This window comes from Aequorivita sublithincola DSM 14238, assembly GCF_000265385.1.
GTDB classification, from domain to species: Bacteria; Bacteroidota; Bacteroidia; order Flavobacteriales; family Flavobacteriaceae; genus Aequorivita; species Aequorivita sublithincola.
In genome coordinates this window covers 2,793,070-2,814,686 of the sequence record NC_018013.1, presented here as the reverse complement: position 1 = coordinate 2,814,686, position 21,617 = coordinate 2,793,070, and the positions used below count along the sequence as shown (strand labels likewise).

General features: G+C 36.5%; 18 protein-coding genes, 1 other RNA gene and 2 pseudogenes. 9 read left to right on the top strand and 12 right to left on the bottom strand.

Going from position 1 to position 21,617, the window contains the following annotated elements; genetic code table 11:
• Nucleotides 1-40 precede the first annotated feature (40 nt).
• From rny to AEQSU_RS12900, 4 genes are all read right to left on the bottom strand, one after another.
• On the bottom strand, nt 41-1,603 hold the full coding sequence (gene rny / locus AEQSU_RS12910) for a ribonuclease Y (protein WP_014783313.1): 1,563 nt from the start codon (nt 1,601-1,603) through the stop codon (nt 41-43).
• A gap of 55 nt (nt 1,604-1,658) precedes the next feature.
• A non-coding RNA gene (ssrS, locus tag AEQSU_RS16510) (6S RNA) lies at nt 1,659-1,767 on the bottom strand.
• Nucleotides 1,768-1,820: 53 nt separating this feature from the next.
• Nucleotides 1,821-2,111, bottom strand: coding sequence for a cell division protein ZapA (locus AEQSU_RS12905; protein WP_014783312.1), 291 nt, complete (start codon nt 2,109-2,111; stop codon nt 1,821-1,823).
• Nucleotides 2,112-2,121: 10 nt separating this feature from the next.
• Entirely contained in the window at nt 2,122-2,412 is a 291-nt protein-coding gene (locus tag AEQSU_RS12900) for a Mis12-Mtw1 protein family (RefSeq protein WP_014783311.1), read from the bottom strand.
• Between the two features lie 150 nt (nt 2,413-2,562).
• On the opposite strand from AEQSU_RS12900, the gene AEQSU_RS12895 reads away from it, so the two are divergent.
• Entirely contained in the window at nt 2,563-4,254 is a 1,692-nt protein-coding gene (locus AEQSU_RS12895) for a M23 family metallopeptidase (RefSeq protein ID WP_014783310.1), read from the top strand.
• A gap of 9 nt (nt 4,255-4,263) precedes the next feature.
• On the top strand, nt 4,264-6,723 hold the full coding sequence (locus AEQSU_RS12890) for a TonB-dependent receptor (RefSeq protein WP_014783309.1): 2,460 nt from the start codon (nt 4,264-4,266) through the stop codon (nt 6,721-6,723).
• A gap of 159 nt (nt 6,724-6,882) precedes the next feature.
• On the opposite strand, the gene AEQSU_RS12885 is transcribed toward AEQSU_RS12890, so the two are convergent.
• A complete protein-coding gene (locus AEQSU_RS12885; RefSeq protein WP_014783308.1) occupies nt 6,883-8,040 on the bottom strand; it encodes a cysteine desulfurase family protein in 1,158 nt (385 codons plus the stop codon).
• Nucleotides 8,041-8,212: 172 nt separating this feature from the next.
• Nucleotides 8,213-9,751 carry a bifunctional ADP-dependent NAD(P)H-hydrate dehydratase/NAD(P)H-hydrate epimerase gene (locus AEQSU_RS12880; protein WP_014783307.1) on the bottom strand — a complete coding sequence of 513 codons (1,539 nt, stop codon included), beginning with the start codon at nt 9,749-9,751 and terminating at the stop codon, nt 8,213-8,215.
• A 188-nt stretch (nt 9,752-9,939) separates the two neighbouring features.
• On the opposite strand from AEQSU_RS12880, the gene AEQSU_RS12875 reads away from it, so the two are divergent.
• The gene (locus AEQSU_RS12875) at nt 9,940-10,356 is read left to right on the top strand and encodes a hypothetical protein (protein ID WP_014783306.1); all 417 of its coding nucleotides are present in this window, start codon (nt 9,940-9,942) and stop codon (nt 10,354-10,356) included.
• 116 nt (nt 10,357-10,472) lie between these two features.
• Nucleotides 10,473-11,747 (top strand): OmpA family protein, encoded by a 1,275-nt coding sequence (locus AEQSU_RS12870; RefSeq protein WP_014783305.1) that lies wholly within the window; start codon nt 10,473-10,475, stop codon nt 11,745-11,747.
• A 78-nt stretch (nt 11,748-11,825) separates the two neighbouring features.
• Here AEQSU_RS12870 and AEQSU_RS12865 read toward each other — a convergent pair whose 3' ends face one another.
• From AEQSU_RS12865 to AEQSU_RS12850, 4 genes are all read right to left on the bottom strand, one after another.
• Nucleotides 11,826-12,506, bottom strand: a complete 681-nt coding sequence (locus AEQSU_RS12865; protein ID WP_014783304.1) for a DUF2461 domain-containing protein — start codon at nt 12,504-12,506, stop codon at nt 11,826-11,828.
• A 330-nt stretch (nt 12,507-12,836) separates the two neighbouring features.
• Nucleotides 12,837-13,289, bottom strand: a complete 453-nt coding sequence (locus tag AEQSU_RS12860) for a KTSC domain-containing protein (RefSeq protein ID WP_014783303.1) — start codon at nt 13,287-13,289, stop codon at nt 12,837-12,839.
• A 57-nt stretch (nt 13,290-13,346) separates the two neighbouring features.
• The gene (locus AEQSU_RS12855; protein WP_014783302.1) at nt 13,347-14,660 is read right to left on the bottom strand and encodes a DEAD/DEAH box helicase; all 1,314 of its coding nucleotides are present in this window, start codon (nt 14,658-14,660) and stop codon (nt 13,347-13,349) included.
• Complete coding sequence (locus tag AEQSU_RS12850; protein ID WP_014783301.1) at nt 14,660-16,012, bottom strand: DEAD/DEAH box helicase; 1,353 nt, start codon at nt 16,010-16,012, stop codon at nt 14,660-14,662. Before AEQSU_RS12850 ends, AEQSU_RS12855 begins: the two co-directional genes overlap by 1 nt.
• Nucleotides 16,013-16,493: 481 nt before the next feature.
• On the opposite strand from AEQSU_RS12850, the gene asnB reads away from it, so the two are divergent.
• Nucleotides 16,494-18,191, top strand: coding sequence for an asparagine synthase B (gene asnB / locus AEQSU_RS12845; protein WP_014783300.1), 1,698 nt, complete (start codon nt 16,494-16,496; stop codon nt 18,189-18,191).
• 247 nt (nt 18,192-18,438) lie between these two features.
• Entirely contained in the window at nt 18,439-19,071 is a 633-nt protein-coding gene (locus tag AEQSU_RS12840; RefSeq protein ID WP_014783299.1) for a tetratricopeptide repeat protein, read from the top strand.
• 111 nt (nt 19,072-19,182) lie between these two features.
• Here AEQSU_RS12840 and AEQSU_RS12835 read toward each other — a convergent pair whose 3' ends face one another.
• Together AEQSU_RS12835 and AEQSU_RS17095 are read right to left on the bottom strand one after the other, a co-directional pair.
• The gene (locus AEQSU_RS12835; RefSeq protein WP_014783298.1) at nt 19,183-19,938 is read right to left on the bottom strand and encodes an acyl-CoA desaturase; all 756 of its coding nucleotides are present in this window, start codon (nt 19,936-19,938) and stop codon (nt 19,183-19,185) included.
• Nucleotides 19,939-20,010: 72 nt separating this feature from the next.
• Nucleotides 20,011-20,345 (bottom strand): annotated as a pseudogene (locus AEQSU_RS17095) (Crp/Fnr family transcriptional regulator); the annotation flags it as partial.
• A 182-nt stretch (nt 20,346-20,527) separates the two neighbouring features.
• Between AEQSU_RS17095 and AEQSU_RS12830 the strand changes: the two are divergent.
• From AEQSU_RS12830 to AEQSU_RS17090, 3 genes and pseudogenes are all read left to right on the top strand, one after another.
• Entirely contained in the window at nt 20,528-20,923 is a 396-nt protein-coding gene (locus AEQSU_RS12830; protein WP_014783297.1) for a hypothetical protein, read from the top strand.
• A complete protein-coding gene (locus AEQSU_RS12825; RefSeq protein ID WP_014783296.1) occupies nt 20,920-21,300 on the top strand; it encodes an iron chaperone in 381 nt (126 codons plus the stop codon). Before AEQSU_RS12830 ends, AEQSU_RS12825 begins: the two co-directional genes overlap by 4 nt.
• Before the next feature lie 12 nt (nt 21,301-21,312).
• Nucleotides 21,313-21,563, top strand: a pseudogene (locus tag AEQSU_RS17090) (TMEM175 family protein).
• Nucleotides 21,564-21,617 lie beyond the last annotated feature (54 nt).

Here is a 21,617-nt window from a genome sequence, read left to right as displayed (position 1 = left end):
AATTTTGCGACTTTCTTATGAATAAATATTTTAATTTAAATTACTTCGCAATGTTAACCGCTCTCGTTTCACGAATAACAGTAACTTTCACTTGTCCTGGATAGGTCATATCCGTTTGAATTTTTTGTGAAATTTCGAAGGAAAGTTGTGCAGCTTTTTCGTCGCTTACTTTATCACTTTCAACCATCACACGAAGTTCACGTCCGGCTTGAATTGCGTATGCTTTATTAACGCCGCCAAAACCGAAGGCAATATCCTCCAAATCTTTCAAACGTTGAATGTAGCTGTCTAAAACTTGACGTCTTGCTCCTGGTCTTGCACCGCTAATAGCATCACAAACCTGAACTATTGGAGAAAGTAAACCTGTCATCTCAATCTCGTCGTGGTGAGCACCAATGGCATTGCATACCTCTGGTTTTTCGCCATATTTTTCAGCCCATTGCATTCCTAAGAGTGCGTGTGGTAGTTCGGTTTCGGTTTCTGGCACTTTCCCAATATCGTGAAGTAATCCAGCTCGTTTCGCTAGTTTGGCGTTTAAACCAAGTTCTGCAGCCATTACGCCACAAAGTCTTGCAACTTCACGTGAGTGATGTAACAAGTTTTGACCGTAAGAAGATCGATATTTCATACGTCCAACGGCTTTAATAAGCTCAGGATGTAATCCGTGAATACCTAAATCAATAACGGTTCTTTTACCAACTTCAATAATTTCTTCTTCTATTTGTTTGGTAGTCTTTTGAACCACTTCTTCAATACGCGCTGGATGAATACGGCCATCGGTTACTAATTTGTGTAATGACAAACGTGCAATTTCTCTTCTAACGGAATCAAAACAAGAAAGAATAATCGCTTCTGGAGTATCATCAACAATTATCTCAACGCCCGTTGCAGCTTCAATAGCGCGAATGTTACGTCCTTCCCTCCCAATGATTCTACCTTTAACGTCATCACTTTCAAGGTTGAAAACAGAGATACAGTTTTCCACTGCTTCTTCAGTCCCAATACGTTGTATGGTATTAATAATTATCTTTTTGGCTTCTTGTTGGGCGGTCATTTTTGCTTCTTCCACAGAATGCTGAATGTATGCCATCGCTTGCGTTTTGGCTTCGTCCTTTAGGCTTTCCATTAACTGAGATTTCGCATCTTCTGCGGAAAGACTGCTTATTACTTCAAGTTGTTCAATTTGGCTACGGTGAAGTTTATCTACTTCACTTTGCTTTTTTTCAAATATTGAAATCCTTTCTTTGTAATCGGTTTGTTTGGCTTCCAATTCATCATTTAGTTTCTTGGATTTTGCAATTTCACTAGAAACCTGCGATTCCTTGTCTCGCGTTCGTTTTTCAGCTTCTGAAATCTTCTTGTCACGATTTAAGATTACTTTTTCGTGTTCTGCTTTTAGCTCTAAAAATTTCTCTTTGGCTTGCAGTATTTTATCCTTTTTCAGCGTTTCGGCTTCAGATTTTGCTTCTTTTAACATTGATGATGCGCTTTTTTTAGCTCTTAAAATAAGCTGGGATGCGTTCTTGCGCTCCAGTATTTTAGCGATAAAAAATCCAATCACAATACCAACGATTAGACCTATTACAGTTATTATTATTTCCATTTTTAGTTGAGTTATATATATAAAAAAAGCCTACATCAATATATTTATTTTGAATAAACTCCTTAAAATGAATGTTTAGGGCTAACAAGCTGGTCAAGTATCCGCTCAAAGACGGCACGCTTTTACAACTTTAACTCACCCTTTTTAAAGAATTCGTGTTGAGTTTACCAAAAATTAGTATTAATGTAGGCAGTAACCTTATTTAATTTAAAGAACGTTATGATAGCTGCTCCTGCAGTAACTGGTTTAAAGCTTTTAGCTTTGCTTCAGTTTCCTGCGTGTCGCTAGATGTATCAATTTGTTTTTGCTCTACCTGGGCGGCAAACTGGAGGGCACACATGGCCAAAACATCCTGTTTGTCGCGGACGGCATAACTTTGCTCGAACTTTTTAATCATAACTTCTATCTTTTTCGTTGCCAATCTCAAGCCTTCCTCCTGCGAAGGGTCGATATTCAGAGGGTAAACTCTGTCTGCAATTGATAGTTTTATTTTTAATGGTTCGGACATTATTATATTATTATTCGGAAAGTTGGGTAATGCATTGGTCAATTTCCCGAACTAGAGCGTTTATCTTGAGTTTTGTTTCTCGTTTATGCTGTTCGCTGCCAAGCATTGAATTTGCCAGTTTTAATGACTTGCATTTTTCGGTCCATGCCTCAATTTCATTTTCGAATTGTTGCTGTTTCGACTTCAAAATGGTGAGTTCTTCTTCTAATTCCGCGTTAGCGCTTTTCAACTTTTCGTGCCTCTGGAGCAGTTTGCCAATCCTATTTTCAAGAGAATCAACTATTTCTGAAAGATTACTCATTAAAATCTGTGTTCAATACTTCTTTCACAAAGTTAGCATACCATCCCTAATAAGCAAGCGGTTTTCTATTATTTTTTGTAATATTGAGAAATCATTACATTTAATCATTCCCTTCCCCCTTTTTGTTTAGCGTATTGTTATTTTTGCACTATGAAGAAATTAGTATTAGCACTTCTGCTTTTTAGCGGGTTTACGTACGGACAGAGCGACATTCCAACAGATTATTTTTCTAATCCATTGGATATTAATTTAGTGCTTGCGGGCAATTTTGGCGAAATGCGCGCCAACCATTTTCACAGTGGTCTCGACATTAAAACAGAGCAACGCGAGGGCCTTCCCGTTTATGCACCTGCTGATGGCTATGTGAGCAGAATAGAGGAACAGCATTATGGTTATGGAAAAGCCTTATATATTCTTCATCCAAACGGATATACTACTGTTTATGGCCATCTACGAAGTTATGCTGGTGATATTGAAAAGTATGTAAAAGAAAACCAATATGCAAAAGAAACTTTTGAAATTGAACTTTTTCCAGACAAAACACTTTTACCAGTTAAAAAAGGTGATTTAATCGCATACTCTGGAAATACTGGCGGTAGCGGCGGACCACACTTACATTTTGAAATTCGAGATGGTTCACAAAGACCTATGAATCCGCTTCTTTTCGGAATTGAGATACCAGATTCTAAAGCTCCGATAATAAGCGCTGTTTTTGCCTATCCCATTGGCGAAGATGCACACATAAATCAAAGTCAAAACCGAACTAAAATACGTTTGATAAAATTAAAGGACGGCACCTACAAAACAGAAAGCCTAACTGCTTATGGCAAGATAGGTTTTGGTATTACTACATACGATCAGCAGGATGGAGCTTCAAACAAAAATGGATCTTATAAAATAAACACCAACTTTAATGGCACCGAAAAATTTGAAGTACTTTTCAATAAATTCTCCTTTTCGGAAACGCGTTATTTAAATCGTTATACGGATTACAACTATTACGAAACCAATAAGAGTATGGTTCAAAAACTTTTCCGTGAAGAAAATAACCCGTTGAGTATAATTACAAAGGAAGATGATTATGGGTATGTAACCGTAAAGGATAGTCTCACTTCAATTTATACTATTGAAGTTGAAGATTTCAAAGGAAATTTAATATTGGTTACCGTTAATATGGACGGTAAAAAGATGGGAATTTTGGATCCTAAAAAAGTGGAGAAAACAGAAGACTATATATACGCAGACCACGCCACTTCAATAACCAAAGGCAAATTCAGCATTTATATTCCTGCCAATAGTTTATACGAAGACACTTACCTTGATATAAAAGATGAAGGCGACGTTTTGAAATTTCACAAAGATGTAATACCAATACATAGCAACATATCCATCACTGCAGATATTTCCAACTATAAAGAAGAAGATAAAGACAAGCTTTATATTGGAAGATTAAACTATAAAGGACTACCCTATTATAATTCTACCTCACGCAGTGGCGATAAATTAACTGCGAAAACCAGAACTTTTGGAAGCTATACCGTTGCTTCAGATACTACTGCTCCAACTATAAAATCTGTAAATTTTGCCGATGGAAAATGGATTAGCAATCAAAATTTCCTTCAAGTAAAAATAACTGATGATTTGAGCGGAATCAGTTCTTACAGAGGAACCATCAACGGAAAATTCATTTTGATGGAATATGATTACAAAAAAAACGTTCTAACCTATAATTTCAATGATAATGTAAATTTGGAATCCGAGAACAATTTCAAACTTATAGTAATAGATAATGTGGGAAATAGTGCTACATTTGAAGCAAAATTTTTCAGAAAACATCCCTAACCCTTGCTTTTGAAAACAATAAAACTACCGCTCACAATTCTTTTTTTATGCTTCGCAACCGTTATGTTTGCTCAAAAAGCTGTTATAAAAGGAATTATTCTCGACGAAAACAACGTGCCAGTCTCTGGAACTAACGTAACTTATAAAGACTCTGGAACTATTTCAGATTTTAACGGCTTCTATTTGCTGGAAATTCCTTCAAATGAAGATGTTGTTATTTCGTTTTCACACGTTAGCCATAAAAAAATTCAGATTACCGTAAACCTTTCGCCTAATGAAGATTATGAGCTAAATCCGGTTATGAACACCAGTATTGAGCAAATTAGTGAGGTAATTATTTCAGGGCGAGAAAACAAACGAGTGGAAGGTGTAACGACCATTACACCAGAAATAATTCGTAAAATGGTTGGTGCAAACGCTGGTGTTGAAAACCTACTAAAATCCCTTCCAGGTGTTAATGGAAATGATGAATTAAGTACTCAATACGCCGTTCGTGGAGGAAACTATGATGAAAACCTAGTTTACGTAAACGAAATTGAAGTGTATCGTCCATTTCTTATAAGAAGCGGTCAACAAGAAGGTTTAAGTTTTGTAAACAGCGATCTAACAAGTAATGTGGAATTTTCGGCAGGAGGTTTTCAGGCAAAATATGGCGATAAACTTTCCTCTGTTTTGGATATTACCTACCGTAAACCCGTGGAATTTGGTGCATCTATAGATGCAAGTCTATTAGGAGCCAGCGGTTCTGTGGGAGGTATTTCAAAAAACGGACGTCTTTCTGGAATTCTCGGAATTCGATACCGCGACAACAGCTTACTCGTTAATGCGAAAGAAACTGAAACCAACTATCGTCCAAAGTTTGCGGATGCTCAAACCTATTTAACGTATAAGTTTACAAATAAATTTGAAGTTAGCTTTTTAGGAAATGTTTCCTTAAACGAATACAATTACAGACCATTAACGAGACAAACCAACTTCGGAACAATTACTGATCCTATCGCCCTTCTTGTGTTTTATGAAGGTCGTGAAGAAGATCGGTACAACACCTATTTTGGAGCGTTGAAATCTACTTGGGTAGTTTCTGATAATTATACTGCAAAATTTATTGCTTCCCTTTACCAAACTACCGAACAGGAATATTATGATATTCTTGCGGAATATCGTTTGGGAGAAGTAAATACTGAAATTGGAGGAGATCAGGTAGGTGAAGTTGAATATACTCGCGGCATTGGCGGCCAACTTACCCACGCACGTAACGATTTGGATGCGTTAATTTTAAACGTAGAACATAAAGGAAATCTTTCCATCGAAGAAAATAATATAGAATACGGCATTAAATATACTCGCGAGGATATTCGGGATCGCGTTCAGGAATATGAAATTATTGACTCGGCTGGGTTTTCAATCCGTCCGCCGATATTTCCACCTAATAACCAGCCTTACAATCCAGATACTTCGCCAATTGTGCCTTACACTAATGTTCGCGCATTTAATGACGTACAGATTGACCGTATTTCGGGCTATGCACAATGGAGCAGAAAAACAAATCTGGGAAGCGGCGAACTATGGCTAAATGCTGGTGTTCGAGCACACAATTGGACCGTGAGCGGACAAAATATTACAAGTACAACCCAAACTGTTTTCAGTCCTCGTGCGCAAGTTGCTTTAAAACCAGACTGGGAAATGGATATGCTTTTCCGTCTTTCTGGTGGGGTTTATCATCAGCCGCCTTTTTATAGGGAATTGCGCGATTCTTCTGGAACAGTTCGTCCAGATGTTAAAGCTCAGAAATCAATTCATATCGTTTTTGGAAACGATTATAGTTTCAAAATGTGGGATAGAAAGTTTCGGTTAAATTCTGAATTGTACTACAAACATTTAACAGATGTAAATCCTTATACCTTAGAAAACGTTCGCATCCGTTATCGCGCAACAAACAACGCCGTTGCTTACGCCTACGGACTTGATTTGCGATTGGCAGGAGAGTTTGTTCCCGGAACCGAAAGTTGGTTGAGTTTTGGATATCTAAAAACTGAAGAAAATATTGACGATCGTGGCTACATTTTCCGCCCTACGGACCAACGTTTAAAGTTTGGAATGCTTTTTCAAGATTATGTAAAAGTGATTCCTTCTCTTAAAATGTATCTTAATTTAACTTACAATACTGGACTTCCTGGCGGTTCTCCGAGTTATGCCGATCCTTACAAATACCAAAGTCGTTTGAATGATTATAAACGTGCAGATCTTGGGGTAAGCTATGTAATTGTAGATGACACCAAACTAAGAGAAAGCGGCTGGTTGAAGCGTTTTAAAGAGCTTTCAATTGGCGCGGAGATATTCAACATTTTTGATGTTCAGAACTCAATCACGAATACTTTTGTGAGAGATGTTTATACGAAAGTTCAATATTCAATTCCGAACTACCTTACGCCACGAGTTTTTAACGTTAGGCTTACTGCGAAGTTTTAAAAAAAGTTTAGAGCTTAATTAAGAGCGACCATCCTGTAATATTAACCACAGAGGGCGCAAAGAAGGCACAAAGCGCACAGAGAAAACTTTGTGTTCTTTGTGTGAATTACTTGAAGAGCTTTGTGGTTAAATAATGTCAGTTCAGCACCGAATCACAAATTACCCAATCCCGGTACCAACAAACTCCTTCAAAACATCCACCACATAATCAACTTCTTCTTTTGTATTGAAACTGGAAAAAGAAAAACGAATGGAAGGTTTGCTTAAATCTTCGTCGGAAAGAATTTCATTCAAAACGTGCGAACCGCCTACGCTCCCACTCTGGCAAGCGCTTCCTTTGGAACAAGCTATTCCTTTTAAATCCAACTGAAACAAAAGCAACATTGCTTTATCTGAAGAAATAGGCAGACAAATATTTAAAAGTGTGTAAGTACTATTGTCGTCATCACCGCAGCTGCCGTTAAATTTAACCTCTGGAAAACTTGCTGCAAGTTGTGTTTTAAAATAACCTTTCAGATCAGTAATATATTTTCGTTCCTTTTCAAGATTTTTATAGGAAACATTTAGTGCTTCAGCCATTCCAGCGATTGCATAAACAGATTCCGTACCAGCACGCATGCCGCGCTCTTGCTCGCCACCGTGAATTAAAGACCGAAGTCCAGAATTTTTTCGAATAAAAGCAAAGCCGGTTCCTTTTGGCCCATGAAATTTATGAGCTGAAACAGCGGCAAAATCTATTGGAATTTCTTTAAAATCCAATTCAAAATGTCCAACGGATTGTACGGTATCACTATGGAAGAGTGCTTTGTGAAATTTACAAAGAAGTGCAACTCGCTTTAAATCCAAGACGTTGCCAACTTCATTGTTTACGTGCATTAGGCTCACTAATGTTTTTTCTGAAGATGTGGCTAAAAGATGGTCCAAATGCCCAATGTCTATTTGGCCACATTCCTTTAAATTCACAAAATCTAACTTAATGTTGTATTCTTTTTGAAGCCATTGTAATGTATGCAGCACAGCGTGATGTTCAATGCGACTCGATATAATTCTATTAACGCCAAGATCGCGAACGGCGCTCGTAAGTGCTAAATTATCGGCTTCTGTACCACCCGAAGTGAAGATAATCTCACTTGCTGAGACGTTTAAATGCTTTGCTATTTCTTTTCTGGAGTTTTCAAGTATTGATTTGGATGACCTTCCGTAAGAATGTGTGGATGAAGGATTTCCATATTCCGTTTTTAAAACTTCTGTAATGCGATCCGTCACTTCATCTCTTAACCTTGTGGTAGCCGCACTATCAAAATATACTTTTTTCATTCAGCAAACATTTTATATGAAATTAGCTTGATTCCGAATTCATTTTAAGCGATTCAGCGCGATAATTTCAGTTCGCAAAAATACATATTAAAACAGTTTTGAAGGCTATTCCTAAAAAAGAAATGAACTACTAATGATTAGTTGTTTCTATTATTGAAATTTTAAAGATAAATTACTTCTCATAAGGTTCATCATTCTTAGTATTATTAAACAAATCAATATATGCATCTGCTAAAAATTCGATTATATCTCCCGCCATAAGGGCTTCATAACCCATTTGTCCGGCTGCAATATCGCCAGCTCGTCCGTGTATATAGACTCCAAACACCGAGGCCAACAACGGATCGTACCCTTGGGAAAGTAGGCCCGTAATAACGCCAGTCAGCGCATCACCACTGCCCGCAGTCGCCATTCCTGGATTTCCGGAAGAGTTTAAATATAGTTTATCTCCATAAACCGTCAATGTGTAAGCTCCTTTAATAATTACAACAACTTCGTGTTTACTTGAAAATTTCTTTACCTTTTCAATTTTGTCGTAATCATTTTTCCATATGCCTATCAAGCCTTTAAGTTCCCCAGGATGTGGCGTTAAAACTGAATTTTTTGGGAGAAGTTTCAACAATTCCTTATTTTTTGAGATATTGTTTAAGGCATCTGCATCAATTACAAAAGGCGATTCGGTGTTGGTGAAAAGTTTTTTCAAAGCTTCTACCGTAGCCTTATTTTTTCCCAGGCCCATACCAACTCCAATGGCTGATGGTTCAAAATCAACTTCAATAGACGAAATATATTCTTCATTTTTATCAGTAATTACCATTGCTTCGGGAATGGCAGTCTGTAAAATAGGGTAGCCACATTTTGGAACAAAGGCAGTAACAAGACCAGCTCCAATTCTAAAAGCAGCTTTGGTTGAAAGCACGGCTGCTCCAATTTTTCCATAACTTCCGGCAACTAGTAATGCGTGTCCATAGGTTCCTTTATGTCCAAATTTTTCACGAGGCTGGTAAAATCGTTGTGCTTCAGGTTTAGAAATTAAATGCGCTAATGGTTCCGATTTATGAAGAAATTCTAGATCTAAGCCAATATCCAAAACATCAAAATTTGAAACAAATGGAGCTGTTTCTGGTAAAAAGAAGGAAAGTTTAGGAGCTTGAAAGGTCAAGGTGTGGTTTGCACTCAAAACAGCTTCCTTGTCTTCCAAAGGGGAATTTGAATACAAACCGCTGGGAATATCAATCGCTAATTTAAAGGCTTTACGTTTATTAATATATTGTATTAATTCTTTCACCCAACCATCTGGGCAGCGGTTTAGACCAATTCCGAAAATAGCATCTACTATAATTTCTTCTGGGTTTATTTCAGGAAAATCGTCTTCACTCGTCATTAAGATTGGCCACTTCTTGGTTACGTTTTTAATCTTATCATAATTGTGTAGAAAATTTTCAGAACGCTTATCGCTACAATTTACCACATAAACAATCACATTGTAGCCTTGCTCAATTAGCAGTCTTCCAACCACCAAACCATCACCGCCATTATCGCCAATACCGCAAAAAATATGAATGGGCACTGGAGCGCCTTGCAAGCGTTGGTGAAGCCACTGGAATATTTGGGTTCCGGCACGTTCCATCAATTCTTCCGAAGTGATTTGCTGTTTTTCAGTGGTTATTTTGTCTGCTTCGTAAAGTTGTTCTGAAGAAAATATTTTCATAGGATAGCTTTATTTTTCGCTGTACCCTCAGTGTCTCTGTAGTTTTAATACCCACAAAGCCACACAGAGCAAAGAGTTTTTCCAAAGATAACAACATTCTTTCTCATTGTTGAAAAGAACGTTTATAACTAATTGCAAGGGTTTAAATAAACCTTCAATTATTATATAATTTTAAAAAAAACGAAATTATGGATATTCGAGATAATGTATTGCTTAGATTGAGACCTGAAATACCTTCCGCAAAAATCACCGACAGTATGTCTTCAGATGAATACTTTCAAAACAAAACATTGCGTCCTGTGGTGAAGCTTCAGCATAATTTATTGTTAGCAGTTTTCAAAAACTATATTTCGAAACATAAAGATGTGTTTTACGACTTAAATACCGAAAAGAAATTGGATTATATTGAAAACGCCGTGCACAAGGATATGAAATTTCGAAATTCATTAAAAGGAATTATCATTGGGCAGTTTACTTTGGACGAATTTGAGCTCTATATTAAGAATTCTTCGGCCTTAAACAAGCGAATGATGGACATTGTGAAGGAAAGAATTAAGGATAATTTATTATATTTTGAAAATGCTAATTTGTTAGTTGCTCGTTAGCAACCCATTAAAAATTACGCTTTATAAAAGTTTTGTTAATTACATTATAAGTTTGTACAGTAACATTAGTCTGGTGATATTTGCAGCCGATTTTATCGATTAAAAACAAATAAACTATGACGAAATTAATATTTTCAATTTTTATGCTTGCCGGTGGAATACTCTTAGCTCAGGAGACAACTACTTCCCCAGAAACTGATAACAGTACTGAATATGACCATTGGTCTATTGAACTTTCTGGAGGTGTTCATAAACCTACAAGAGTATTTGCTCCTGGTTATTACGTAAACACTCCAAGTTTTGGACAAGGAGCACTAGGTGTTCGTTACATGTTCAATGAAAAATTTGGTGTTCGTCTTGGATTGGGCTACAATAATATTGAAAGCGACGACGCAAGTCTTGATTTTAAAACAAGTTACTACAGGGGTAGTCTTGAAGGTGTTTTAAACTTAACAAGCATACTTGATTTTAGCGATTGGACGAATAGCCTTGGGTTATTAGTTCATGGTGGTGCAGGATATTCTTATATGAAGTTTGATTCTCCCAATGCTTTGACCGATAATGATGATATGGTTCATATTATGGGAGGTATTACACCACAAGTGAAATTAACTAATAGTGTAGCTCTTTTTGCAGACGTTTCAGCTATTGGGCATGTTAGACAAAGTAAATCTTGGGATGGAACACAATACAATCCTCAAAGAGGTGTTGATGGATTTATGGTAAATGGATCTATTGGTATTAGCATTTATTTAGGAGGTGCTGAAAAACACGCTGATTGGTATTCTAAGAAAAACAATGATGATGTGTCTGAACTTGAAGAACGCGTTTCAAAAATCGAAACTGATCTTATTGATACTGATCAAGACGGAGTTCCTGACTATCTAGACAGAGAACCAAATACTATGTCTGGTGTAGCTGTAAATACTAAAGGTATTGCTGTTGACACAAACAAAAATGGTATTCCTGATGAAATTGAATCATCTCTTGACAAACGTTATATGAAAGTTGGTGACAATATTAATGTTGAAGGTGGAGGAACTTTAGTTAAAGAATTATTGAATGAGGGCTATGTAAATGTTTATTTTCAGTTTAATAGCGTTAAGCCGGAAACGTATTCATTGGAAGCTATCAATTACTTAATAAAGTATATGAATCAGAATCCTTCTGCCAAAGCTGACTTAATTGGTTATGCTGACGAACTTGGAAATCCTGCATACAACCAAACGCTTTCTGAAAAAAGAGCAAAACAAGTGTATGATATTTTAGTAGCTTCAGGTGTATCTGAAAGCAGATTAACGTTTAAAGGTGGTGGCGAAGACACTAGCGTAGACAAATCTTCTTCTCCAGCAAGACAGTTGGTACGTAGAGTAACTTTCAAGTTGCAATAGAAAGTTTATAGCATAAACAATAAACCAAAAGAGCTTTCCAAACGGAAAGCTCTTTTTTTTTCAATATTTTTGAAGCACCTATTCTAGAAGGAATACACCATTCAAATCTGTGGTCAAAACATCACTCATATAGTTATAGAATGGACGAAGCAGTTTATAATGATGAATCAAGTTGTCCTTAAAATCATTAGCGAAGACTTCCTTGTCCGTAAAATGATGATTCACAAAATAGCTTTTCAGTCTGATTAAGTCTATGTTTTCTGCCTCTTTGCTGAAACCTTTAGGAGCCGTTTTTAATGAGCGCTCTTGATTAAAATTCCCGAAGGCTTTTTTGAAATCTTTCTGAGCTAATATCTCACGAATTTCAGAGCTGTCCATTTCAAACTCCTTACGAATACGAAGCAAATCTACTGGGTTTGGATCAAAAAAACCTCCAGCCATATAGCTGTTTCCAGATTCCAAACGCAAGTAGTAACCGCCCCGTCGGTTCGCTCCTGCTCTACTGAAACTAGAGCTTCTATGAACATTATACGGCGTTTTGTCATTGCTGAAACGAATGTCTCGGTTTATTCTAAATATTTTGGTTTTAGCTATTTCGTCGGTTACATTCAAGTCTTTTTCAACAGCTGCGTAAAACTCTTTTAAAGCCTTTTCATTTGCCAAATACTCTTTTTTATGCTCCTGCATCCACTCTCGGTTGTTGTTCTTCTTAAGTTTTAAAAGGAAATCGAAAGCAGGTTTGGGAATAGTAGGATTCATAGTTTACTTTTTTGAAAAGTAAATATAAGTGAACTCATCTTGACTTTTTGTTTGGAACCGAGAATTTCGGCTTTTGTGCCCTAATGAAGGCTTTTTTTAGTTGCATAGCCATAGCTACAGAAGTCAAAAAAGACAAAATTAGGATGCACTATGTAAAATTCGTAGGTAAAATAAAAAGTCAAGATGAGTTCAGAGTTAGCCAGTGAAGAAAAAAGAAAGCCGTTGTTGATAATCTATTCTAAAGAAGATTTGATCAATAAAAAAACTGAGCAATTTATAGAATAACTATAAAAATGCCCAGTTTACATGATGTTAAGAAAGAAAAATACTCTATTCAGCGTATTCTAATGTGCGCTTAGATTTTCTGTAAAGATAGTTTGGATAGATGCTGCGTTTTGCAAAACGGTTTAGTTTATCGCTATTTACCATTTTAATATATATTTGCCTTGTAACTCCAAAGTACTCGTAAGTAAAGCCATCTAAATAGGTGATTTCCAAAAGCATTCCTTTATGTTGAAAATCGGCAATACCAGAGTTTGTTATGGTTTCTGTGTATTCTTCTAGGTTTGCAGCTTTGGTTTCTGGCGCAATGCTTACTAGAAAATGGTAGCCGTCAATAATTCTTCGGCTGTTCACTTCGGCTTCCTCTTGTAACGCATCTCCATCCTGAAACTTGTCTGGATGCCATTCCTTTACCAAATTGCGGTAACTGGTTTTTAAGGCTTTTAATTCTATTTCTTTTTCAACTCCAAAAAGTTTTTTGTATTCAGTAATGCGTTTCATACGGGTGCTATTTTTGCGGTCGCGAAAGTACGTTTTATTATTGAAAAATAACCTACATTAAAGAATATAAATCCGCACCTTCTTCTTTTTAAGACGACTGTTGTTGAGCTTGCTCACCAATTGATCTGCAAGCGCTAACGGCACAGCAACAAACGCGCAATCTTGTTTCAATTCAATGGCGCCCAATTGTTCATTCGTAATATTTCCTTGCTTTATAAACAGTCCTGCAATATCACCTTTGGAGATTTTATCTTTTCTTCCACCTGAAATAAACAGTGTTTCCCATAATTCTCCAACTTGGGTTGCAGCTTTTGGAACTTCAAAAGGCTCTGTTTTTTCAATAAACTCTGGTAAAAGTTGATTTTGCCATTTCAGCACATAAGCAGTTCCTTTTTCGTTAACCCGCGCCGTTCTTCCATTTCTGTGGGTAAACTCTACAGAAGTATGTGGCAGTTCATAATGAATAATGAACTTTAATTCAGGAATATCTATTCCCCTAGCCGCAAGATCTGTGGAAACCAATATCTGGCTAGTTCCATTTCTGAACTTTATAAGTGCTCGTTCCCTGTCTTTCTGCTCCATTCCGCCTGAAAAACAAGTATGACTCATATTTTTATCATATAAGAAATCGCTCACCATTTCAATACTATCTCTAAAGTTACAAAAGATAATTCCAGGCTGGTTTCCTAGATATTGAAGAAGTTTCAGTAAAGTTGAAAGCTTATTTTTATCAGGAGAAATTATCGTTTTGATAGCGAGTTTTGGATCTATAGTATCTGATAAATAATCCAGAACTTTCGGCTTGTCCAATTTTACAAACCTAGGAATCTCAACTCCTTGTGTGGCAGATGTTAATATACGCTTACTTACAGTAGGCAATGCATTAAATATTTCACTCATTTCACCTTCAAAACCTATCTCTAAAGACTTGTCATATTCATCTAAAACTAAAGTGTGGATGCTCGTTTTTGAAAATCGATCATCATCAAAATGATCTAAAATCCTTCCTGGCGTTCCTATCAAAATAGCCGGTGTGTGCTTCAGTTCTATTTTATCCTTGCTTTTGGCTCTTCCCCCATATACGGCGTTCACTTTAAAACCAGAACCCATATCGCGAACCACTTGTTCAATCTGAATGGCGAGCTCCCTTGTGGGAACTACTATCAAAGCTTGTACTTCTGGATTTTCAGCATCTAAATTTTTAAGAATAGGTAATAGAAAAGCCAAAGTCTTACCTGTTCCCGTTGGTGAAAGTAGAATAGTATTCGCTGTCTTTTCAATCACAGCAATGGCTTCAACTTGCATTGGGTTTAATGCGGAAATATTAAGTTTCGACAAAATATCCTGTTGTCCTTTTATTTCGTTTGCCATTATTTTTTCTTCTTTTTCTTAGTTGGTTTTGACTCTGTTTCAGCTTTTGGCGCAGCAACAGCAGTTTGTGCCAATTGATGTGCGAGTATTTTGTCTACCAACTCTTCTTTGGTTAAATGATGGAATACCGTACTTATCTTGTCCTTAAATTCTTCTGAAATGGTACGATTGGGCTTGGTTTTAAAGATTTTCTTCGCCCACAATAAAGTATTGTTTTCCTCTGTACTTTGAGCAGATGGTTTTTTCGTTTCAGTAAAAACGATTCCCAATTCTTCTTCAAACTCAGGAATTTCAAAAACTTCTTCTTGTTGAAGTATAGTTACCGAAAGCCCAGCCGCTCCTGCCCTAGCCGTTCTACCGCTTCGGTGAACATAGGTTTCATAAGTGTCTGGCAAGTGATAATTAATTACATAACTGATCTCTTTTACGTCCAAACCACGCGCCGCAAGGTCTGTGGCGACTAATATATCAATATGTCCATCTCTAAACTGTCCCATCACTCGGTCGCGAATGGGCTGCGTAAGACTTCCGTGAATGGCACCAGAAGAAAATTTATTTATAGCCAGATTCTTTGCTAATTTATTAACGGCAGCTTTTGTTTTACAGAAAATAATTCCCCGTTCTCCTTCCTTAGAACTTAAAAAGTGAAGCAATACCTCCAACTTTTCAATAGGTTCAACCACCATAAATTGATGATCTATGCCTTGATGACCCATCGTTTCCATATCGGCTTCTATGTGCAGCACGTGCTTGCTCATATAGTTTTGAACCAATTGTTTTATGGTTCCTGGCATAGTAGCCGTAAATAAAAGTGTTCTTCTTCCTTTTGGAATTTCAGCAATAATACTGTCTAAATCGGTTTTAAGAGCGGTTACCATTTCATCTGCTTCGTCTAGAATTAAATAGGCAACATTTTTAAGGTCTATGGCGTTGCGATTTATTAAATCCACCAAACGCCCTGGAGTTGCCACTACAATATGAGTGGTGTTTTTTAAACGTTCTATCTGCGGTTTTATAGGAATCCCGCCGCAAAGTGAAGCGATACAAATTTCAGGGCTATTGGAAGTAAAAGAAACTAGATTTACGTGTATTTGTTGTCCCAATTCCCGCGTTGGCGCCAAGATAATCGCCTTTATATTGGTGTTCTTTGGATCTATAAGTTGTACCAGTGGCAATCCAAAAGCAGCCGTTTTTCCGCTTCCTGTTTTTGCCAAAGCCACAACATCCTTGGTTTGCGTAAGGATGATCGGAATTGTTTTTTGTTGAATGTCTGTGGGTACAGTAATGTTTAGTTCGGCTAAACTTTGTTGTAACTGAGAATTGATTCCTAAAGCGGAAAAGGTATTGGGCATAAAATTATTTTCGGCAAAGATAGGTAGAGTTTTGGTGGAAAGGTATAAATCTGAAAAGAACAGTCATGATGCTAATTTATTACAGAAGCACTTTAAAATTTTTAGAAATTCAAGTGACTATAAAAGTTTAGATAAAGCTTAAACTTAACAGCTTAGATTGCTTCATACCTCGAAATAATTCTGTTAGGTTCAAAGGGGCATTTCCCCCTAATTTTGAATAAAACACAAAGAATATTTGGATTTAAAATGATATTTATACTACATTAGCAATTCAAATAAGAAAAAAACAAGTTTATGTCTTTCATCGGTTTAAATAATAATAATAACCAGCTGCCGTAACAGAAACTTGTCGCGATATAACGCCCGTCAGGTTTTTTGCCTGACGGGCTTTTTTATTTATCCCCTTAGCAAGAATAATTGACATAAAAATTAACGCTGTACGGGTGACTCGCGAGTCACCCCTACCCAAATAACCAAAACTATGTGTGGAATTGTATGTGCATTCGATCTTAAAAGGCCCTCAGAAGAACTAAGGCCACAATTATTAACCATGGCAAAATGCCTAAGACACCGCGGCCCAGATTGGAGTGGTATCTTCAGCAATAAGAAGGCTATTATGGCGCACGAACGTCTCGCAATTGTTGATCCTACTTCTGGGAAACAACCTTTGTTTTCTGAAGATAAAAAGCTGGTTTTGGCTGCCAATGGCGAAATCTACAATCATATGGAACTTCGGAAGCAATTTGAAGGGAAATATAACTTTCAAACAAAAAGCGATTGCGAAGTTATTTTAGCTCTTTACAAAGAAAAAGGAGCCTCGTTTTTGGACGAGCTTAACGGAATCTTCGGATTTGCATTATACGACGCCGAAAAAAACGAATACCTAATCGCCCGCGACCATATGGGGATTATTCCACTTTATATGGGTTGGGATAAAGACGGAACGTTTTATGTTGCCAGCGAATTAAAGGCTTTGGAAGGATACTGTACCAAAATTGAACTTTTTCCTCCTGGACATTATTTACACAGCAGCGACGGCAAACTAAAAATATGGTGGACCCGCGACTGGATGGAATTTGATGCCGTTAAAGAAAATGAAACCAGCATTGAAGATTTACGCGAAGCATTAGACGCCGCGGTAAAAAGACAATTAATGAGCGATGTACCTTATGGCGTACTACTTTCAGGTGGATTGGATTCTTCCATCACCTCTGCCCTAGCCAAAAAATATGTGGATAAACGTGTAGAATCTGGTGATACCGAAGGCGCTTGGTATCCACGATTACATTCGTTTGCTGTAGGTTTGGACGGCTCGCCAGATTTGGCGGCAGCTCGAAAAGTTGCAGATCATTTGGGAACGGTGCACCACGAAGTTAATTTTACAGTTCAAGAAGGATTGGATGCGCTACAGGATGTTATTTATCACGTTGAAACTTATGATATTACTACCATTCGCGCTTCTACCCCAATGTTTTTATTGGCGCGTGCCATTAAGGCAATGGGTATAAAAATGGTGCTTTCAGGCGAAGGAGCCGACGAAATTTTTGGCGGTTATTTATATTTCCATAAAGCACCTTCAGCAAAAGATTTTCACGAAGAAAACGTACGTAAATTAGACAAACTACATATGTACGATTGTCTTCGCGCCAACAAGTCCTTAGCTTCTTGGGGGATTGAAGGCCGTGTTCCTTTCTTAGATAAAGAATTTATGGATGTAGCCATGCGTCTTAACCCAAAAGATAAAATGATTCTAGCCGGACAAAAAGCGCCACAAGACAAACAAGCAATGGAAAAATGGGTGCTTCGCGAAGCTTTTGGAGATATGCTGCCAGCAGAAGTAGCGTGGCGACAAAAAGAACAATTTAGCGATGGCGTGGGCTACAGCTGGATTGATTCCTTAAAAGAAATGGTAAACAAAAAAGTAACGGACGACCAAATTGCGAACGCAAAATACCGTTTTCCAATACAAACCCCTACCAGCAAAGAAGAGTTTTATTATAGAACTATTTTTGAAGACCATTTCCCAAGTGATGCAGCGGCTTTAACAGTGCCAAGTGTGCCAAGCGTAGCTTGCAGTAGTCAAGTAGCTTTAGATTGGGATGAGAGTTTTAAGAATATGAATGATCCTAGTGGACGGGCTGTGAAGAATGTGCATACGGATGCGTACTCGAATGAATAATGTTTAATGAATATTTAATAATTGTTCATTAGTCATTTAAAAAAGCATCTTGGTTTTTATCTTGGATGCTTTTTTGGTTTTTTAAAATGAAACCTTTGTTATCACCTTCAAATTAAAGAAAGTTATATTTGCGTTTGAGAATAATTTAATTGCCTCGCTAGTGTGAGCGTCTTGCTCGTTTCCACAAACTTATTGAGACACAATCAGTTTATTTTAAAATATTGATAAGCTAAGAAAAATCAAAAAAATGAAAAACCTCTTACTCCTCACAATTTCTTTAATAACAATCACTTGCGTTGCGCAAAAACAAACAGATCCAAATGATATTTTCGATGAGGCTGTAGCGTTAGTCAAAAATGAACAATGGGAAGAAGCCGAAGAAAAGTTCACCACTCTAATCAATCTATATCCCGATAATGCAGAATTATACTTTAAAAGAGGTTATGTTCGTGAAATGGATTTAAAATATGAAGTATGTATTCTTGATTTTACAAGAGCAATTTCTTTAAAACCAGGAATGGATTTAGCACGAACAAATCGAGGTTTTGCCTATCGAAAATTAGGCAGATATGAAGAAGCAATTAAAGACTTCACAGCTGAAATGGTTATAAATCCAAACCCATATTCATACGAACATAGAAGTCAGGTTTATTTTCTTTTGAAAGATTATGACAATGCAATTGCAGATGCCAATACTGCAATTGAATTGAAACCAGATGGAGCTTTAAATTATAAGACCAGAGCTTTAATCTATAAAGCTAAAGATTTAAAAGAAGAAGCTTGTGCGGATAGAGATAAGGCTTTAAGCTTAAACATTTTAGACAAATATCCACAATATGAAAATGATTTAACTGAGCTAAATAATTATTGTAAAGATTAAAACCTACAATCAAAGATTTTCCAGTTATAAAACTTTCTACTTAAACACAGGATAAAAAAAACGCGCAATCTTAAATTCAGAATGCGGATTTTAGTATTATCTCAAATGCTTTTAAACATCCCTACGCACAACTTGTGTAATGGGCTTTAATTTAATTATTCTGAATGCGTGCAATACCTGCATTATTTTATAAGTAATATCCAACTCGTGCCAACGAACACCACCAAAGTTAGCTCGGCTTGCGTGTTTATGGTGATTGTTATGATATCCCTCGCCCATCATTAAAAAATCAAAAGGCAATAAGTTTTTTGAAGTGTCTTTGGACTTAAAATTTACATATCCATAAATATGAGCGTACCAATTTATGATTACTCCGTGGATTGGTGCCATAAATAATGCAACTGGAAAAAATAACCATTGCCACCAAGCCGTTGCGAAATAAAGGAAAAAGGCAAAGTACAAAAGACCCCAACTAATTCTTGAAAAAGAAGAACTGGCAAAATTATCAAAACGCTGCCATTGCGGTACGTTTTTAGTGAATTTTTCATCTACTTCAATGCGTTTCTGGTTTATATCTGCATAAATATTTTTGGTTCGCCACATCATTGAAAAAACGCTAGCGTCATATTTTGGAGAATGCGGATCGTCTTCTGTATCGGCATAGGCATGGTGCATTCTGTGCATAACCCCATAACCATAGGCGCTTAAATAGTTTGATCCTTGAAAAAACCACGTTAGTACAAAGGTGATTTTTTCAGTTATTTTGGACATTGTAAAGGATTGGTGTGCGGCATAGCGATGCAAGAAAAAAGTCTGAAAGAACAAACCTCCATACCAAAGTATCACTATAAATATTAAAATTGTCATTAGCTGTTTTTTTTTTGCAAAGGTACTTGCAATAGCCGAGCCAAACAATGAACTAAATCAAATAATACGTCATCAAATTTGGCTTAATGCTAGTTGAGTAACTCAATATAGAAATTGAGATATTTTAGTGGAATATCATTAATAAAAATCTCTGCGATTCTGAAAGAGTTTTAAGTTACGCTCTTCAGCAGTTTCATTAATAATGATTGCTCTCGTTTTGACTTTAAAAGAAAAAGACGTTCGGCAGTTAATCTATCTATTAAATTTCCAAATTGGGTATTTTTATATACATGCTGTAGCTCTGTATATTAAATGTTGTTCATATACGTTTGGGATAGAGCCTCTAGCCAATATAATGAAGGTTTTATGTTTAAAAATCAATCGTAAGCACTTATAAATAGGTTTTGGTCCAGATTCAGTTAAGGTCACTACAAATGCTATTTCGGAAAGTAAACTTAGTCTTGTTGCCACAGATGAAATCATAGTGTTTGACCGAAGGCTAATACACAACCCAGCAAGGAATAAATCAAGGAAGCTTAAAATAAATTAAATTCTATATCTTTAAGGCACTAACCAGACCTCCGAAGTTATGAGTATGTTCCATTATTATAATTTTCCTCATTGTGAAGCCTTTATTTTTGACGAATTCTTAGTCACTCAAATTAGGGAAGGAGTTACAATTAGGCCAGAACACAACCAGGATCTTCGGGATATAATAGACCTACATTTTTCTAATAAAAATGTGGTTTATATTTCCAATAGATATTTTTCATACGGCGTAGATCCATTGACCTATCTAGGAACTTCAAAAATTCACAATCTGCTGGCGATAGTCATAGTGGCTCATGACGATATTAAAAAAAGTAATGCTGAACTGGAAAGTATTTTTTATAAAAAGGAGTTTGCCATATTCCCTACACTCAGTGAAGCGATGGGATGGGCGCATAAAGTAATTCAAAATGATAAAAAAAACACTTCAATATGAGCGAAACTAACCAATGTGAATCTCTTGAAGCATATTTCAACGCTCAACCAGAGAAAACTAAACAGGCATTGCTCAAATTGAAAGAATGTAATCTAGAAGTTATACCAAATACCACTGAGTTATTCAACTATAATATTCCCGCATATACATTGGTTGAAGAAGGAAAAAGAGAACAGCAAATAATGATTGCAGGTTACGAAAACCACGTTGGTTTCTATCCTAATTCAACAACGATTGAAAAATTCAAAACAGAGTTAAATGGCAATAAAACAGGAAAAGGTACGGTACAGTTTCCGTTGGATAAGCCTTTGCCTAAAGAACTAATCATTAAAATGATTAAATTTCGATTAGAATTATTAAATACAACTAAAACTTAGTTTAAAATTAATATGAAAACAGGTAGGTTAGAAGCATTTAGTGATGGCATTTTGGCAATTATAATTACTGTAATGGTCTTAGACTTAAAGCTCCTGAAGAAACTGACTTTAATTCTCTATTAGCAAAAACGCCCGTTTTTTTAAGTTATATAGCAAGTTTTATCTATGTTGGCGTTTATTGGAACAACCACCATCATCTTTTTCAAATTACCCAAAAAGTGAATGGTAAAGTGCTTTGGGCCAATCTTCATCTGCTTTTTTGACTTTCGTTAATTCCATTTACAACTTCTTGGATTGGAGATAATCACGAAGCTAGT